Below are 16,303 nucleotides of genomic sequence, written 5' to 3' on the forward strand. Positions count from 1 at the left end.
ACCTCGTTAATTGATAGATTGCATGAGTTTCAAACCAGGCGAGAGCTTGTGATACTCCCACCTGGTTCAAGCGGTTTAGTGAGGAATTTCGTCTAGTTCTTCTTCATCTTGGTGGAAACGGTTTTGATAATCTTGATAACGTTGGCACGATTTGCGGTTGGTTTCGAGGAGTTGTTCTAGGTTTTTGCCGAGTTTAACTTGGGCATATTCTAGGAGTTGCTTGAGGGTGTACTTGCGGTTCTCAGGCGTTCCAAACGTTTTGGCGAAGTTTTGCTTGTACTGTTTCCAGTCAAATTTCTCTTTGCTTCCAACTTTGGCAATAAATCCGACTTCTTCACGAAGTGCGTAATAAACTTGGCGATACAACCGTTCCGAATAATCGGAGACTTGATAACCTAGTGCAGAATCGTCAATGATGTTGTTTTTCACGGTTTTGTTGTTGGTTTCAGTTGCTTGAGTCATGATTCAATTCCTCGTTAATTCCACCCTACGCGAGAGCCTTTTTGTTAGTTTTTGTTGGTTTCTGTTCATGAATAATTCTTTCTCGTTCACTTAATTTTGCTCTGAATTATTCATTTAGTTATGCTGTCTTTTCATCGTTTTCATTGTCTTTCCTAGACTTTCGCTCCCACGGACTCCGGTGTTTTCGGGCCAGTCGCACAGAATCGCACCGGGGCAGTTTGTGGCGATCGCATCGGTAGGCAGCGGTGGCAGGTAAACGCTCAGATGCCGTTGGGTGGCGAACTGATGGAGTTTGGTCAAGCAGTCCTGCAAGGCGATCGCTGCGCCTACCGCATCATCGGCCAGAGCCAGATGAGCCAGGAACAACGGCGGATTGTCTAGGATGCGAATCAGTTGGAGTTTGCCCGGGGTGAACGAGTCACGGTGCTGACAGTATTTGGCGTAGGCAGTGGGGAAAGCCTGGGCAATGGCTTGAGGATAGTGGCGATCGATGATTACTGCGATGATGCCGGTGTAGATGTCACAATCTAGCCTTGCTCGAATCTCCAGCATCGGCAGGGGTTTAGTTAGTTGAACCATTGGCTGACACCGATGGCGCAAAAACAACGGACCGTCACTGACTAAAATTTGCCAGATGTGAGCGGTGGAAAACTGGATGGATTCGTCTTCGTCTTGGAATTGGTCGAACTGGGCCGCGTACTCAATCAGTGCTTGGTGGTCTCGCACATACTTGAGCCACAGGGCAATATGGTACTGTTCTCCCCAGTCGAGAGAGTCCGGTTCGTGACAAATCGGCAGCGTCCAATCGCCCAAACGCCAACCAATATGCGCCAACCCTAGATTCGCCCAATCCTTTGACTCTAGGGCATTCTGCGGTGTCTTGCCATTCCCGAATAGTTTGGCCCGATGATAATGGTTGGCAATCGTGTCCACTCGACCGAACGAGCGCACCCGACAATGATGGCTCGAAAAACGCCGGTCTCCTCGATGATGACATTGCAAAACCCGTTTCCCTTGCTGTTCAACCCAGGGTGCTTGAATCAGTTGCATCTTTTTTCCTCGATGACTTCACCCTGGGCGAACGCTTATCTCATTAAATTGCTGATTATTGATTTGCTATTCCAATCGAACTAAGAAGCTGGGTTTTTTGCAAGTCAGGGCAGCTTCACGAGCGGCATATTCCGCTTGGAGTTGGCGGCCTGCGTCGGTTTGCGAGAGTTGGTCGCGTTTGGCTTGCAAGGTGGCGATCGCCGCGTCGATGGACTGGAGCGCGTCGGCATTGTGGTACTCGGCTTTGCGCTGTTCGAGTGCGATGGCTTCGGCGAGACTTTCGAGGTCTTGGTCGTCGCTAGGCTTGGGCTTGACCGTGCGAAATTGCAGGGTGATACTGCAAGGATAGTCGTTGTGGCTTTCGTAAACTTTGCGTTTACCGTTGATAGTTTCGCCCTGGCAGAGGACCTCAAAGGCTTGTTGAATGGCCTGGGGTTCGAGTTCTTTGATTTGTTGTTCAAGGATATACTTTTGCCAGCGGAGTTTGCCGTAAGTTTCGAGCAAGGATTCGGTCTGTTGGATGCGTTCAGTGGTCATGATATTTGCCTTACGTTAATTGGATTGATTCAGTTTGAGCGAGAGCTTGCTCAATTAATCTGGGGATTGTTCATCCCCAATTGGTCCTAGAACGTTAGGTAATCGTCTGGTTCTGGCGGAGTTCGGTCGAGGCGAGTTGGGTCAACCTGGGGCTGGATAGACTTGATTCGTTGATAGTTTTGTTCGTTCCACAAGCCATCGGATAAGCCCGAATGAAACAGGTAGCTGAGTCCTTCTAGCAGAGTCGGCTCCCACTGCATTCGCTCCCATTCTTCCTCCGTCCATTCGGTGGTAATGTCGTAGTCTATGTTCGGTTCGTCCAAAACTTTTTTCTGGTAGGAATAGCCTTCCACGAATCCATCGGCTCCATCGTAGAGTTCTTTCGAGATGAGGATGTCTCCTGACAAATTCACCTCGATATGGTCCTCTATCGGCAACTGACATTGTTGAGCCATTTTTGCCCAAGCTAGGACACACTCGACCATCGTCCAGTTCTGAGCTTGCCGTCCTAGTTCGTTCAGTTTCCGGTTCGGTTTGATGCTGCCAATGAGTATGCGATAGCGGGGTTGGCGCGTTGTAGCAGATTCGGTTATTTTAGCTTGTGGCTTCATCGTTTTTTCCGATAATTTCACCCCCTGCGATAGCTTGCTTTTTTTACTTTTTGTTACTCTTTTTATTTAGCTCAAACTCGGAGGAAAGCCAGCTAATACTGACTACCTCCGAAACAGCCCAGACTTGCGCTTACTCAGCGATTAAGGCTTCCAAGTCGAGGATGCGTTCTAATGCTCGATAATTCGCTTGAAGCATTTTCAGTTGCGGAATGTCGCATAACTCTTGCGCCACCAGCCAGCGTTCATGCAGGGAGTCGGGCGCTTTGACGCAGTAGTACCATTGAGGCGGATAACGTAGCGTATCCAGGGGCAAAGGCCAGCGGGCATAGTCGAGTTTGACGCCGGTCACTTCCACGACATCCCATTCGGTCGGCGGCGTATTGTTGCGGATGGCGACGGACTGAGCAAGTTGAAATTGTAAGCTAGGAAATTCGTATTCGTCGTCAATGTTAGTCGCAAAACCAAATTTGTTCATTGCTGTTCCTCCCTTGTTTCAACCAACGCGAATGCTTGCTCAATTTTTGCTTGTTCTTGTGCTTGGAGATTCCATACTTTCAACTCCCAAGGACAAACTGTGCGCTGCCCACGGCGTAATTGGGCGTAACTGGCGAGTTGATTTTCTAGTAATTGAGCTTGATAATTTTGTGCCGTTTCCCGACAATCAAAACCCAAGTTGGTGGTCCAAACTGACTCAAGATTGTCCCCATCTAAGCGATAATTGCACCGGACTAACCTTGGCGAAATCACCCGCTCATAAAACTGGCAATACCGACGAGAAGGAGCCGCCAAAGCACACAGGTCAGCTTTAGCGAGAAACACTGGAGCCAGCCGCAAATCATCAGCGAACATCACCCGCAGACTGTGGCGCAGGGGCTGGATATGCTGGATATCGCCATATTGCGGGTAACGTTTTAGTTGGCGGGCAAAATGGGGCGCGGCGATGGCACGTTCGGGGGCGACATAATTGAGGTAGTTTTCTAGGGAAGTCACACCAATCCCTTGCCGAAAACAATCTCGCCAGAGCCAACGCTTAATTTGTCGGGCTAATAACTGGACAGAAAACCAGTGGATTTCGTTGTCACAAAAGCCAGATATCAGACTAGAAGAAACTCGTTTTAGCATAGTATTCTATCGATTATTTCACCCTAATGCGATAGCCTAAACGATTGCCTTTATTATCAAAATTGCCACACTTCCAATTAACCATTGACCGAACAAAATGGTCAGCAACCACCGGGATTGTGCAGTGTTCATCAAGTTTTTCCTACGACTTCACCTCGCGCTGGTGGCCGTTTTTTCGACTGTGGTTTGTCCCAGTGTTGCAGTTGAGGATTGCAAATTGGACAGAGTTGCGGATGGTTGTGACGCCGTTTGAGTTGACGTTCGAGACTGCGGGTCCCACCTTTCCAGATTCGGACACACTCGAACGGAATTCCTTGCTCGGCAAAGGCGGCGGTTAACTTGGCTCCCTTCCCCTGGGCATGGTCTTGTAGTCGCTGGCTTAAGTTGCGCGTGTAGCCGAGATAATGCTGGGCGAGTCCGTGAGCTTGATGCGGGTTGCCGATCGCTTGCTCGTAATGCAGCAGATAAACAAAAGACATGGGACAGACCTCGAATGAATCTGCCCCATGCGCAAGCTAGTGAGATTGTTGTTGCCAATGTGCGATGGCAGGGATGAGCCAGAACGCAACGAGGACGAACGAGAATTCGAGCATGATGGTTACTCCAATTATTTCGCCCGTTGCGAACGCTTCTTTTATTTTTCTTTACTTTTCTTTTCTTCTACAGCTTGCGGCGTTCTCGTTCGAGTTGGTCAATCCAGTCGCACAAGGATTCTAGCTGCCTCGGGTCGTCCAAACGCTCAAACCGTTGCACCTCGTTCGTCAGGGGGTCATGTAGCAGGAACTCATCCTGACGGCACTCAATCGCCCAGTCGCGGTAGAGCTTGTCTCGCTCCGGGTCAATCAGCGCAAAACTAGCCAGCAACCAAGGCGGGCAACTTTCCCAGGTGCGGTAAGCGGAGCTATGCCCTAGGCTATCGCCACAGTCTCGTTCGAGGTCACGGCCATACTCGGTGGCTTCAGCTTCGGAGTCAAAACTCAAACAGCACCAGCCCAATCGGTCGAGGCTATCCCACAGGAGCAAACGATAGCGTCCGTCCACTAGAGCCTTGACCTCGTAACGCCAAGATTGAGCCATTTGATTCGTTCCTTGCATCTGCTTCTCCTTGCGGTAGGCTGTAGCGGTCCAATTCTATTTTAGCCTAGTAACCCAATACGGTCACGCCATCAACCTGCATTTTGACAAGATAAAGGGAACAATTGAGCAACTCTTCAGCAGAACAAAACCATCTCGACAATGTTGAACTCAAACTGAAAACATTACAGTTTATGGCGAGTCAAACTTAAGATTTCAGACGAGATGAAACTGAAAACCTTTACAGTTTAATAACCGTCTAATCCCCAGCAAAGCACAAGCAATTCGGTTGAGGGGGTTGTGCTTTACCGGCGAGTTTTGAACTATTTGTCGGGCATGATGCACATTGCAACGGCCTGGAGCAACTTCTGCCAAACTATCTTGGGCAAGCCTTGAAGTTGGCAGCTAATTTCGTCAACACTCTTGTTGACGTGGATAATAAAGCTACCGTTTCTCATGTCCGACGCATTTTTGCTAATGAGCTGCCGCGTAAGTTCTAATCGTTGCTCCACCGAAAGCCCTTGAATTTGATTGACTATCTCTTCAACCTGAATTTGTTTAACCCCATAATGGTGGTTTTGGTCCATGACACCTGCGTTGTAAATCGACCCTCTAATTATGCCTACAATCAGGCTCAAAATCTCTTGTTTTTCGCAGGAGTTGCATCTTTCGCGTCTAAGTTGACAGCCAGCGACATGAGCAGCATCGACTTTTGCTCTTGAGAGAGCTCGGAAATAATCTGGTCTAGCGAGTCACTGCTAAAAAGAACATTCCCGCTTACTTCTTGACAAAATCGGTTCACAAACCCAGGACGCGCCTGCTCGGCTACCTCTAGCAACTCACCAAAGGTGTGAATGCTTGTGTTCGTTTTTCCTAGCCGAATCTCACTAATGTTATTTTTCGAGCGTTTTGAAAGTCGAGCCAGTTCCGCCACCCCCAACTCCATTACATCCATCGTTTCTTGAAACTTTTTAGACAAATCCATAACTTAATAAAGTTTAACATATTGTACATCTGGCAGATGTATAATATGGACTAACGTACATCTGCCAGATGTACGAGGCAAGTTTTTCACTAGAAATAGATTATGGCACGGAAATCAAGTTTTAACCAGGCCAAAGAGGTGGTCAGAGCTTGCAACGAGTGGGCAGATTCACCGGAGGCGGTGCGATGAGTAGCGCGCAACCTCACCCAAACCAGCATTATCGGCTATCTATCGAAATGACCCGGCGAGATTATGCGGATGGACTCATCACCGCAGCAGGCTTGCTCTACTACTGCGTCGGCGTCTTGCGAAAACGGGGCCAGCGTGTGGCGATGCCGGTCCGAGACTGGCTGGACCTCACGGGTCTAAAGGAAAGAACCTTCTACAAGGCCAAGGCCAAGCTGATTGCCACCGGCAGGCTGGAGGAGCGCATCACCGGCAGCGTTGAGCTTTGGATGTCCAGTGCGATCGCCGGAATTATCGAGCCCCAATCTAGCCCCACGGTCCAAGACTGCCCAAGCCTGCCCGAAGACTCAATGGACCCCGACTGCCCAACTGTTCAGGAGGACTGCCCAATCGTTCCGGTCCCCACCCAGTCAACTGTTCAAGCTGACTGCCCCATCGTTCTGGCTCCTAACTGCCCGACTGTTCAGCAGGACTGCCCAATCGTTCAGTCAGACTGCCCAAATGGGCAGGTGGTCAGCCCAAATGGGCATCTTCCCGGCCCAATCGTTCGGAACCAACAAGCAAAAGCCAGCACTAACAAACGTTTCAGCGATTCCCCAGATAAATCAAATAGAACAAATAAACCAACCCTCCAGAAGAAGATGGCGGGTGTGAAATCTGTTATCCGAAAACTAGAACGGCCCCCAGAAATTCCCAGGGACCTCAGATGCCAATTAGAGCAGTTAGAAATCTTGGATGGCAGTGCTAGAGATGCGGGGGTATTGCGGGCGATCGCATCGGAGGACATCTCCAAGGCTTACGGAGCAGCGCGGCAGGTCGAAGGCTCGTTGGAGTCTTGCACCAATCCTCCCGGTCTGTTCTTGTTCAAACTCGCAAACCAGCCTGTTGAGAGACTCGGACCCATTCAGCCGGTGCGGACGGCTGCCGAATTCAAGTTGCCCATTGCCGCGCTCAAGCAGCGGTATCCACCGGGAGTCTGGCAGGATGCGGCTCTGGCCTATGGATATAGCGAGGAGGAAATCAACGATGCCGATGGATAGAAGACTGTACCCCAAGAATTGGGACGACATTGCCCGGACCCTCAAAGACGAAGCGGACTGGACCTGTCAACGCTGTGGCAAACCTTGCCGCAGACCCGGGGTGAGTTGGCCGGAATTTGTCCTCGAACTCCTCACAGCCGATAGTCCGTGGTACGAGCTAACTTTCGAGGAAATCCCGGACGCTTCAGGTGCATCCACCCCTATCGAGAAGCAGCAGCGGTTTACTTTGACCGTGGCGCACCTCAACCACGACCCATCCGATTGTAGACCTGAAAATTTGCAAGCGTTATGTGCGGTCTGTCATCTGCAACATGATGTGATTTCCCATGTCCAGACTCGCAAGCGTAACCGCTATCAACAACTAGAAAAACAAGGACAACTTAATCTATTTGGAGGAGAAAATGCAGGAGATTGACAATACCTTCACCTTAGTTTTCAAGCGGATAGAACCGCAAGATTGCTTTCATAATCCTAGCGCTAGTTCAATGTTAAATCGTTACCCCGGCTGGGCGATTGCAGTGGTGGATTTGCCAAGCAGCCAGACCGAAAAGATTTATCTGGTTCGCAATCGCTTGGGAGAAACGTGCTGGGTTGATAGCCGTTGCGTGTGGTTTCGTGGGAATTGTCCAGAGTTTGACTCGTTTATCGGACGTAACTTTGACTGGAGTCAAATCGAACAACTGAAAGAGTTGCCGATTGATTACAAATTAGCCAGCGTTTGTTTACCGGAGGAATTTTAAAATGGTGCCATTCAAAGCAGGAGATTGGGTTAGGTGTCCCTGGGGCATTGCTCTAGTGTCGGAAGTCAAAGGCGAAATGGTCGAAGTGCTGACAGGTGATGGACTTTTGACGGTCAAATCGAGCATTGTCCAAATCGCGCCACCCCGTAAAGTCGAGACGAGTTGGGGACAATTTGAGTTTAGTTATGACTGCCAGGTGTGGGCAATTCCTGACAAAGACCGCATTTATGTTGAAGGTCAAGAATATTTAGTGCTGCTCCAAAATGCTGGAGAATCCTTAGTGATTCCCTACGGCAAGCTGCCCAACAATGCCGATGGTTCCGCTCCAATTCCGGGTGAATCTTCCTACAAACCGTTTTGGATATCCACTCAATCAAAAGACAAATCAATGGGAACTTTCAAGTTTGCTAAAGGTGATAAAGTCGTCTATAATACTGCAAAAGTAACGGGAGTTATCGTCAAATTATCCCAGAAAAAATGCTGGATTCAACCGACCAACACCGTTGGACCGGAAGACATTATCAAAGGAGTTCCGTTAGACGAGATTGAACTCTATTCGAGCCAACCGGGACCGATTGAAATTGCCCTCGCCCAGCTAGAAAAATCTAAACCCTTGCCCGGTGAGCCAACACCGAAACAGGCAGACAAGGGCCACGAATCTATCGGAGTCAGGCGCAGTGAATCAGCCGATCGCCGCAAGCCAGCCGAACCCACTAAAGTAGGCAAACATGGTGAACAAGGCGATCGTCACCAGCCAACCAAACCCGCTAAAGTAGGCGATTGCACTGAACCCACCAAGCACACCCACCAACTCGATCGCCGCGACCGAACCAAACCCGCTCAACAAGGCAAGCAGGCTGAACAAGGCGATCGTCACCAGTCACCCAAACCCGCTCAACAAGGCAAACAGGCTGAACAAGGCGATCGTCACGAACCAGCCAAGTCTGCTCACCCAACCGATCGCACTGAACAAGGTGATCGTCACGAACTAGCCAAGCCTGCTAAAGTAGGCGATCGCATCGAACAAGGCGATCGTCACCAGTCAGTCAAACTCGCCCACGAAGCCGATCGCCATGAACAAGCCGATCGCACTGAGCAGGTCCAACGCCCTGAACCAGCCACGGGTAACGAACAAACGGCAACCTTCTGGTTGCCGTTGGATGCGATTATGGAGCGTCCCGAGTTCCAGCCGCGAGGACAACAGCAGCAGCTAGAAAAAGGCATCGATGCCGAGGCGGTCGCGCAGTATTACGATTTACTGGAATATACGGAACCCCCACCGCTTGAAGTCTGGTTTGGTCAAGCGCCAGGGGACGATGAGGAAAAATACTACCTCATCTCTGGACATCACCGGATTCGGGCGCTCAGGAGAGCCGAACGAGAGCGGGTGGAATGCTTCCAAGAAGCGCGGTCTTATCATGAGGCCGTGTTTCACTCATCTATCAGCAACGCGGGAAATGGTCCCCAACGCCAACTGCTAAGGATGAGTACGGAAGAATGGGCGCAAGCCTGCAAGAATTTCTTGCGGGTGGCCGACCAACTAGCCCCGGATGTAATTGCCCAGTTTCTGGAGCGTGCCAAGCTCATCACCGGAACGAATACCTGGCCCACACTGAACAATTCGGCTATTGGGGCGGTGTTCGGGGTCACCCGGGTTTCCGTTGGCAACTACCGCAAAGAAATCGAGATAGAGCGGGAAGTTGAACGGTTTGCCCCAGGAACGCGGGTGCTGCTCGTTGAGTTCGAGAAGGAACGGTTTTTGCTAGAACAACGCGAACATCGCCTCGGCATCGTGGAAAAGTGCGACAAACGGCGGGGGCTGTACGTCCGGTTTGATTCTTGCCGCTGCGAGGATGGCTTCCATCTGCCCAAGGATTTGCTGGTGGTCGAGGATGCGCCAGCCGAAACGAAACTGTCCCAACTAGGCGATCGCTTATGGTCAATTCAAGGCGAGGGCGTGGTGGTCGCGGTCGAACCCGATGGTTTTGTCTGGTCTAGTTTGTATAATATTTCGCATCACACGCCTCTGGTCTGCTTGGATTCCGGGGAGCATCAAGTGTTGAGGAACTTCGACAACGATGGACCGGGTGAGCCACTTTCCGTTGAGCAACGACTGACCAAATTGCGACAGTTTGCCACGGATAATCCACTGACTCAACAAATCGTCCGCCAACAGATTGCTCACCTAGAATCTAGCCTAAACTGTAATCCGTTACAGGTTGATAGCTCGACAGTCCAAGACGAACGAGAGCAGCGCAAAGCGTTGATGGGCCGCGTCACCCCCGCCGGTGGCAATGATGCGGAGTTGCCCGACGCAACCGGCATCAACGGCAAACAGCCCGAAAATCCTGCCACCACTGCGGTGGGAGTGTTCGAGCGTCCGGTTCCAGCGCGGAATCTAGAGCAAGCGCAACTGCAAGCGCGACGGTCCGGGGCATTGACTGCGATCGCCAGCCTCAAGCTTGATTTGCCAGTGCTGGAGGATGACGAAATCAAGGACCTGCTCAAAGCTGGGGAAGCTGAGTTAACCCAACGTCACCGGCCTAGTCAAGAAGGCGACGCGCAGAGGCGACAGGACAATCTTCAGTCCGTTGCCAGTTAAAGTTTGTGGGGGCATCTTGTCCCCTTTTTCGTGTAGTTTCAGGAGCGTATGACAGCGTATGACAGGTATCGTGATTTTTGACAAAGATAATACGTTAGTGGAGCCGTTGAGTGGCAGCCAATTCGTGCAACATCCCCGGGACCAGAAGATTCTAGCGGGGGCGGATAAAGCGGTGCAAAGTCTGCATGAACGAGGCTATCAGTTGGCGATGGCTTACAATCAAGAAACGATTGAGGCAGGCCACAAGACGATTGAGGATGCACTGGCCGAATGCCGCTATGCCCTGGAGTTGTTTCCCGAGATTGAGTTAGGGATGTTCTGCCCGTCTTACCAAGGATTCACTTGTTGCATGGTTTGGCGCGACAAAGCCGCTGAGATTCGTCCCGAGGATGATTTCGAGGAATCCTTCCGTAAACCTGACCCGGGAATGCTCGTCTTGATTCATCGCTATTTCGGGAAACCGCGACTGAGTGACTGCTGGATGGTTGGCGATGCCCTCGAAGATGAACAGGCCAGTGAGGCGTTTGGTTGCAACTTTATGGCGAGTGACATCTTTCGCGACAGATATCTGCCCAGATTCAGCGAACTGCAAGTCAATGGAACAACTTGAGTTTTTAGAGCCTAGTTTAAAGGGGGTTTATATATGGGAGTAAAAGAATATTCTTGGTGGGGTGGAGATAATTCGCCCCCGGAAAACTTGAAAACTAAAAAGCAATTGAGTGAATTGGGATTAAGTCCCAAGAATCCAGTCGGGTTCATTTCAACTAGCAAATATAATTTGCATTTATATGACCCAGACAATCCTGAATCTGCTCGGCCAAAACGTCAGGTTTTTCAGAAGCGACTAGAGGTTTTAAAGAAAGGGCAAAGAAAGGCACAATATCAAAAATGGTATCGAGACGGTGGTTTCATGGAGTTCGACCGACTTGATGCTATCAAGTGGGCAGAGTCAATAATCGCTGAAGGAAATTTTTGCATTCTCGATACTGAAACAACTAGCTTAGAGGGGGAAGTTGTCGAGATTGCAATTATTGATTCTAAGGGTAATCCCGAGATTGACACGCTGATTAAACCTAGGGAAGCAATTTCCCCAGAAGCCCAAGCAGTCCACGGAATCACCCATGAAATGGTAGCTACAGCGCCTCGCCTGGATGACATTTGGGAAGAAGTTTCCCGGGTTATTAGTTCCCACAATAATTTGATAGTTTACAATTCTAGCTTTGACCTCAGAAGAATCAAACAATCGTTAAAGGTAAAAACAGGATTAAGAAAGTTAGAAGCTCATTGCTTGATAACTTGGTACGCCCAATTTTGTGGAGAATGGTCCGTCAAGTACGATGACTATAAACTACAGCCATTAAATGGCGGTCATAGGGCTTTAGGAGACTGTCTCGCAGCGTTGGATATTTTAAAGGAAATGGCCGAAGCTGATAAAGATTTCTGGTGTCCAGTGCCGGAATATCTGCCAAAATTGGAGGATGAAAATGGAGAAATTTAGTTACCGCAACTCAGCTATCGGATTTTGTGAAGTGGGTATCACCAAGGTCGAAGGCAAAATGCGAGTGACTGTCAAGGAATTGCCTGACAACCCAGGGATGTCGATTGGCAACGCTGAAGATGTGTTTATGCAAGTCTGCAACTTATTTGAGTTACCACCCGATGAGGTGGAATGGGTTGAACACTGGCCCGCCTGGACCGCATCCCAGAAAAGATGCGATCGCCCCGAAGAAGACTGGCACAGAGTGGAGTTTGATTTGGTGGATGGCCGAGCCACTAACCCTCGCTGGACTCCCCTAAATCGTGACAAGGATTGATAGGCGAATGCAAAACCCCGCCGATAAAGCGGGGTCAGTGTTTAAAAAATTAGTTTAATCACCCATCAAATCCAAAACCTGAATTTGCCAGTGAATCTGAGCGCCGCTCCATTGGTCTTTGGTCGCCAGATAAACCTGACCATATTCGTGACCAGCTTCGGTGAGTTGCCAAATGGGTTTTTTCCCAGAGCGATCGCGATATTGGAGTCCGAGGTCTTCGAGCTTGGCGTTGACTTGTCGAGCCGATAGGGGAGGGTCGAGTTTTGCTCCCAGTTGCGTGGGAGTCAGCCCAACCGACTCCAGCGGGTTTTCTGCGCCGAGTAGCTTTTTCCCCAGTTCCGCCATGTCTTTGAGTTCGGGATTATACTTTGCTACCGTGTCGAGCTTGACTTGCCGTAGTAACACCGGATTGATGCCCATGTCTGAGAGCATCTGTTCCAGCGCATTCAGTTTTTCCGCCAGTGGCAGGGGTTGCGGTTTTTCGGGAATGGAATAGGAACCTGTTTTGCGGATAGCCGGGATGACTTCGTGGGTGAGCCAGCGCTTGAACCGTTTGGCGACGGCTTTGCGGGAGGAAAGTACCAGCGAGTAGAGTCCGGACTCGTTCACCGCAAGCACTTCTTGTTCTCCACCAAGGGTATCGATTAAAACTATACCCTTCTCATCATCATCCAATCGGCGTAATGTATCGCTGACATTCTTAATCTCCAACACCTCGCAGACATCCTGAGCAATCCACTCAGGGTTCTCCGGTGTCCCGATACAGCGCACCTGATGGCCCTCAAAGCCAAAAACTGCTAGATTGTTATTCATGTTAACTGCTCAATAAAGTTGACAAGCTCCTGGGGTGTTCGCAGCATCCCCGGAGCATTATCTTTAGTTTAACTGCCATACTATCTAGCGTCAACCCTCTTGAGAAAATTTGAGGGCAAGGGCTTCTAGTAGGGTTTCGACGATGGGGATAGCTTCATCGGGTAGTTCGCCAATTAGTTCTGCTGCTCTGACTTTCGAGTGTTTGATGTACAGCCGCTTACCCCGACCGCTCGGGGGTCTTCCTCCTGGATGTTTGCTCATGATTTCTCGTTGGTTACTCTGCCATACTATCTTGACATATTTCGAGGCATTATGACAGTGGCGGGGGTGGCGCTGGCCTGGGAAAATAACCGAAAAAAAATCAACTTTTATCAACCCAGCCCCACCCGAACGAAAACCTATCAACGAGTTTTACACTCTTACCTATAACCTGTTTACGAGTCGAGTCATGGTCAAACCGAAAGGAGGCAGAGGCAAGAAAGCGCCATACCCAACCAAGCAGATGCGGGTCCCGGTGCCGTTGGAATCGCAGGTGATGGAACTGTGCGATCGCTACCGTGAATTTATCGAAGCTGGGGGCAATCCCGACGAACCGCCATCGATGCTGGAGTCTCGTTTGTTCTCGGGGGACACGGGTCGATCGCAATTAATAGAAAAGTTCGCTCCCCTGGCGTTCGAGGCGATCGGGATAACGGGGGAAGACTGGGCGATTCGGCTGGATGAGTTTTTGGCGGAATTGGCTCTTGCGATCGCAACCATCAAGCAGCAGAACGAACCCGAACCGGAGCCTGAACCTGAGCCTGAACCTGAACCTGAGCCTGAACCTGAACCTGAGCCAGCCCAACCGCGCTCGAAACACGAAAAAATCTGGGACGAGTTGAACGAACGGCAACGGACGTATCTCAAGCAAATTTTCGAGATTGACCAGAAACGGGAGGAGTCCGAACGGGGTGCATGGAATAGCGGCGGTCGTCCCAGACCCGCTGATGAGTGGCGCTGGATAGAGTATTTGGAGCTATTTGGGAATTCCTCCGAACTCAGGCAGAAACTCAAAACAGCCAAGGTGGTTGACCCGGGAACTGGCAGCACCTTCAAGGCACTTGCCACCCGCAAACTCATCGAAATTGACTATTGTTATGAGGTTTCAGACTGGTTCAAGTGCAAGCTGACTCGGTTGGGTCGTGCCGTCGTGCGGGCGGGTTTGGGTGTTCAGTCGGTGAAAAAGCTACCCCCAAGGACGCTCCGGGAGTATCAGTGGAAAGCGTTGGTGAGCGCGTGGAATGCTGGGGATGACGGATTGATGGCAGACGGGGAACGTACAGCAGACTATGGCGGCCACAGTTGGCAGTATTGTTGGCTACGGCTGCGGGATTGGAATGGGAGATATGGCAAGAATGGGCTAGTTCAGGAATTCCGCAAAGACTGGAAATACTCCTGTCTAGGAATCACGGAAGAAGGACGCAACTTTTATCGCGAAAACTGGCAGAAATATCGCAAACTCTATCCGGAAGTGGAAGCGCCAGAACCCGAGTGAATCGGATGCTTTTGAGTTAGAATTCGTCTTCTAATCTTGACCGTTTGGTTTTCGATTTGTTGGAAGTTCGTTAGCTTGATTGAGTTCCGACAACATCCGAGGAGGTCCTATATCTTCAAGTTGATAGCCATGCGGATAACTTCTGAGTTGACTGTCCGCAAAAAAGTCAGGGTAGCGTCTGGGTGGCAGCCACTGGGAAATCCAACTGCGCCACTTCAGGCCATTTTCGACGAAGTTGCGGCTCACTTGCGGCGGACTAGACCAACCGAACGCTCTGAGCATTGACTCATCAAATAAACCTAAAACGTAAGGTTTCAAGAGCGCACGAGTTGGAGGCGGAAACCAACTTAAAAATAAATTGACCGTTGCTTCTCCCACTCGCCGGTTACTATCGGAGTAGGCAAAATATTCTTGTTCATAATTGTGGTTAAATTGAGCAAATTCCTCGTAGGTGGCAGGAATGTTCTGGATATCCATTTTTTGACCCACCGCTTGCCAAAAATAGAAGATAGCTAACTTTTCAGTTTCACTAAACAACCGCCAACCAAAACGCTCATTCCACCGAATCGGTTCGTAGATAAAGCTCGAAAGAACGTAGAGAAAATCTTCGTTGCTGATAGGAAAATGTCCATGAATCGCATTCATCCGCCGAATTGAAGCTTGACCCTGTTCGCTGTCGTGACCCCATTTGAACAGGAGAGCCACTAGCAAACCCGTATCATCGTAGCGTTTTTGGGTATGCTGATAGAACTCGCCGGTGCGGTCGAGGAGTCGAGAAATGCTTGGGACGCAGTAGGTTTTGAGCAAGGCTAGTTCTAGCGCACGGGTAACATCCCAGGGAAATTCATACCCTATCAACAGGTGACAAATCTGGCAATGCTCGGTTACCGGGTCGAGTTGTTGAATCTGACGAAGGCGCTCATCACGAAAGTCAAGCCAGGACATAAGACAATGGTCGGTCCAACAATAAAGTTTATCTATCTTATATCCGTTTCCTGAAGATGAGCTACAGATGCGGCTGTGGCTCTCAGCTTAATCAGGGTAGTTCGAGGGTGCGGGTTGCACTTGGATAGCGTATGGAAGCGCCTCGACCGGAATGAATCGGATGCCTTCCACAATGCGATCGCTCTCAATCACCCGTCAATCAAAAGCCCCGGCTGTTTGTTACCAGGGCTTTTTAAGGAGATTGAGATAATGAGCATTGCGATCTAAGAAATGGCAGAACATTCACCGAGGATTATTCCTCAATTGAGTTCGTAAAAGAAAAGCTGATTTCGGCATGGTCGCCGCCGCCTGTTTCTGTATTACGCAGATTGACACCATGATGGGCTGGAACACCTCCCTTGGGTACGGTAAAGGTGACGACTTTCTCATCTTCTAAATCGTCAGTATTCTCCGTAGTCCCCTCGAACAGTTTGGCATTCCCTTCGATCTGGACTTCTCCAGTACCAACGACTCGGGCCGTCAATGTGACCTCAACACGACACTCACCGCCCCAGCGCACGTGAGGGATCTCTAACGCGACTGCGGGCTGATTTTCGCTGAGGGCCATCGTCACGGTGTGCGAACGGTGAACCTTTTCATCTGAACCCCAGGTTTCATCGTCGGTTCCGTTGATAATAACCGTCCCGGATAATCTTCGAGCCATAAAACTTTCTCCTGTATCTTACTGCCAGCATCATTCTGTTGGTCTCAAAGTTATCCGGGAAAATACGCAAGGAAACCATCCAGGG

General features: G+C 50.1%; 22 protein-coding genes. 8 read left to right on the plus strand and 14 right to left on the minus strand.

Annotation, left to right across the window (positions count from 1 at the left end):
• Positions 1–75: 75 nt before the first annotated feature.
• The 10 genes from NG795_RS18880 to NG795_RS18925 all read right to left on the minus strand — a co-directional run bounded on the left by NG795_RS18880 (position 76) and on the right by NG795_RS18925 (position 5,841).
• Positions 76–462, minus strand: a complete 387-nt coding sequence (locus NG795_RS18880) for a hypothetical protein (protein WP_367290194.1) — start codon at positions 460–462, stop codon at positions 76–78.
• A 114-nt stretch (positions 463–576) separates the two neighbouring features.
• Positions 577–1,512: a hypothetical protein gene (locus NG795_RS18885; RefSeq protein WP_367290195.1), complete on the minus strand. Its 936-nt coding sequence runs from the start codon at positions 1,510–1,512 to the stop codon at positions 577–579.
• 66 nt (positions 1,513–1,578) lie between these two features.
• Positions 1,579–2,049: a hypothetical protein gene (locus NG795_RS18890; protein ID WP_367290196.1), complete on the minus strand. Its 471-nt coding sequence runs from the start codon at positions 2,047–2,049 to the stop codon at positions 1,579–1,581.
• Between the two features lie 86 nt (positions 2,050–2,135).
• Complete coding sequence (locus NG795_RS18895; protein ID WP_367290197.1) at positions 2,136–2,660, minus strand: hypothetical protein; 525 nt, start codon at positions 2,658–2,660, stop codon at positions 2,136–2,138.
• Between the two features lie 130 nt (positions 2,661–2,790).
• A complete protein-coding gene (locus NG795_RS18900) occupies positions 2,791–3,135 on the minus strand; it encodes a hypothetical protein (RefSeq protein ID WP_367290198.1) in 345 nt (114 codons plus the stop codon).
• Entirely contained in the window at positions 3,132–3,782 is a 651-nt protein-coding gene (locus NG795_RS18905) for a hypothetical protein (protein ID WP_367290199.1), read from the minus strand. Before NG795_RS18905 ends, NG795_RS18900 begins: the two co-directional genes overlap by 4 nt.
• Before the next feature lie 131 nt (positions 3,783–3,913).
• A complete protein-coding gene (locus NG795_RS18910) occupies positions 3,914–4,261 on the minus strand; it encodes a GIY-YIG nuclease family protein (protein ID WP_367290200.1) in 348 nt (115 codons plus the stop codon).
• Between the two features lie 181 nt (positions 4,262–4,442).
• Positions 4,443–4,877 (minus strand): hypothetical protein, encoded by a 435-nt coding sequence (locus NG795_RS18915; RefSeq protein ID WP_367290201.1) that lies wholly within the window; start codon positions 4,875–4,877, stop codon positions 4,443–4,445.
• Between the two features lie 302 nt (positions 4,878–5,179).
• The gene (locus NG795_RS18920) at positions 5,180–5,443 is read right to left on the minus strand and encodes a hypothetical protein (protein WP_367290202.1); all 264 of its coding nucleotides are present in this window, start codon (positions 5,441–5,443) and stop codon (positions 5,180–5,182) included.
• A gap of 47 nt (positions 5,444–5,490) precedes the next feature.
• A complete protein-coding gene (locus NG795_RS18925) occupies positions 5,491–5,841 on the minus strand; it encodes a hypothetical protein (RefSeq protein ID WP_367290203.1) in 351 nt (116 codons plus the stop codon).
• A 185-nt stretch (positions 5,842–6,026) separates the two neighbouring features.
• On the opposite strand from NG795_RS18925, the gene NG795_RS18930 reads away from it, so the two are divergent.
• The 7 genes from NG795_RS18930 (at position 6,027) to NG795_RS18960 (ending at position 12,223) form a co-directional block, all read left to right on the plus strand.
• Positions 6,027–7,067, plus strand: a complete 1,041-nt coding sequence (locus NG795_RS18930) for a hypothetical protein (protein WP_367290204.1) — start codon at positions 6,027–6,029, stop codon at positions 7,065–7,067.
• Entirely contained in the window at positions 7,054–7,482 is a 429-nt protein-coding gene (locus NG795_RS18935; RefSeq protein WP_367290205.1) for a hypothetical protein, read from the plus strand. Before NG795_RS18930 ends, NG795_RS18935 begins: the two co-directional genes overlap by 14 nt.
• Positions 7,469–7,807 carry a hypothetical protein gene (locus tag NG795_RS18940; protein WP_367290206.1) on the plus strand — a complete coding sequence of 113 codons (339 nt, stop codon included), beginning with the start codon at positions 7,469–7,471 and terminating at the stop codon, positions 7,805–7,807. Before NG795_RS18935 ends, NG795_RS18940 begins: the two co-directional genes overlap by 14 nt.
• 1 nt (position 7,808) lies before the next feature.
• Entirely contained in the window at positions 7,809–10,409 is a 2,601-nt protein-coding gene (locus NG795_RS18945) for a hypothetical protein (RefSeq protein ID WP_367290207.1), read from the plus strand.
• A gap of 58 nt (positions 10,410–10,467) precedes the next feature.
• Positions 10,468–11,019 (plus strand): HAD-IIIA family hydrolase, encoded by a 552-nt coding sequence (locus NG795_RS18950; protein ID WP_367290208.1) that lies wholly within the window; start codon positions 10,468–10,470, stop codon positions 11,017–11,019.
• 87 nt (positions 11,020–11,106) lie between these two features.
• Entirely contained in the window at positions 11,107–11,907 is an 801-nt protein-coding gene (locus NG795_RS18955) for a 3'-5' exonuclease (RefSeq protein ID WP_367290209.1), read from the plus strand.
• Complete coding sequence (locus NG795_RS18960; protein ID WP_367290210.1) at positions 11,894–12,223, plus strand: hypothetical protein; 330 nt, start codon at positions 11,894–11,896, stop codon at positions 12,221–12,223. The genes NG795_RS18955 and NG795_RS18960 overlap by 14 nt, the downstream gene beginning before the upstream one ends.
• 54 nt (positions 12,224–12,277) lie before the next feature.
• On the opposite strand, the gene NG795_RS18965 is transcribed toward NG795_RS18960, so the two are convergent.
• Positions 12,278–13,036, minus strand: a complete 759-nt coding sequence (locus tag NG795_RS18965; RefSeq protein WP_367290211.1) for a BRO-N domain-containing protein — start codon at positions 13,034–13,036, stop codon at positions 12,278–12,280.
• 90 nt (positions 13,037–13,126) lie between these two features.
• Complete coding sequence (locus NG795_RS18970; protein ID WP_367290212.1) at positions 13,127–13,297, minus strand: hypothetical protein; 171 nt, start codon at positions 13,295–13,297, stop codon at positions 13,127–13,129.
• Between the two features lie 187 nt (positions 13,298–13,484).
• Between NG795_RS18970 and NG795_RS18975 the strand changes: the two genes are divergently transcribed.
• Positions 13,485–14,570, plus strand: coding sequence for a hypothetical protein (locus tag NG795_RS18975; protein WP_367290213.1), 1,086 nt, complete (start codon positions 13,485–13,487; stop codon positions 14,568–14,570).
• A 30-nt stretch (positions 14,571–14,600) separates the two neighbouring features.
• On the opposite strand, the gene NG795_RS18980 is transcribed toward NG795_RS18975, so the two are convergent.
• Positions 14,601–15,515, minus strand: coding sequence for an oxygenase MpaB family protein (locus NG795_RS18980; RefSeq protein ID WP_367290214.1), 915 nt, complete (start codon positions 15,513–15,515; stop codon positions 14,601–14,603).
• 292 nt (positions 15,516–15,807) lie between these two features.
• Entirely contained in the window at positions 15,808–16,218 is a 411-nt protein-coding gene (locus NG795_RS18985) for a hypothetical protein (RefSeq protein ID WP_367290215.1), read from the minus strand.
• Between the last annotated feature and the right edge of the window lie 85 nt (positions 16,219–16,303).

It is taken from the genome of Laspinema palackyanum D2c (assembly GCF_025370875.1).
Taxonomy (GTDB): Bacteria; Cyanobacteriota; Cyanobacteriia; order Cyanobacteriales; family Laspinemataceae; genus Laspinema; species Laspinema palackyanum.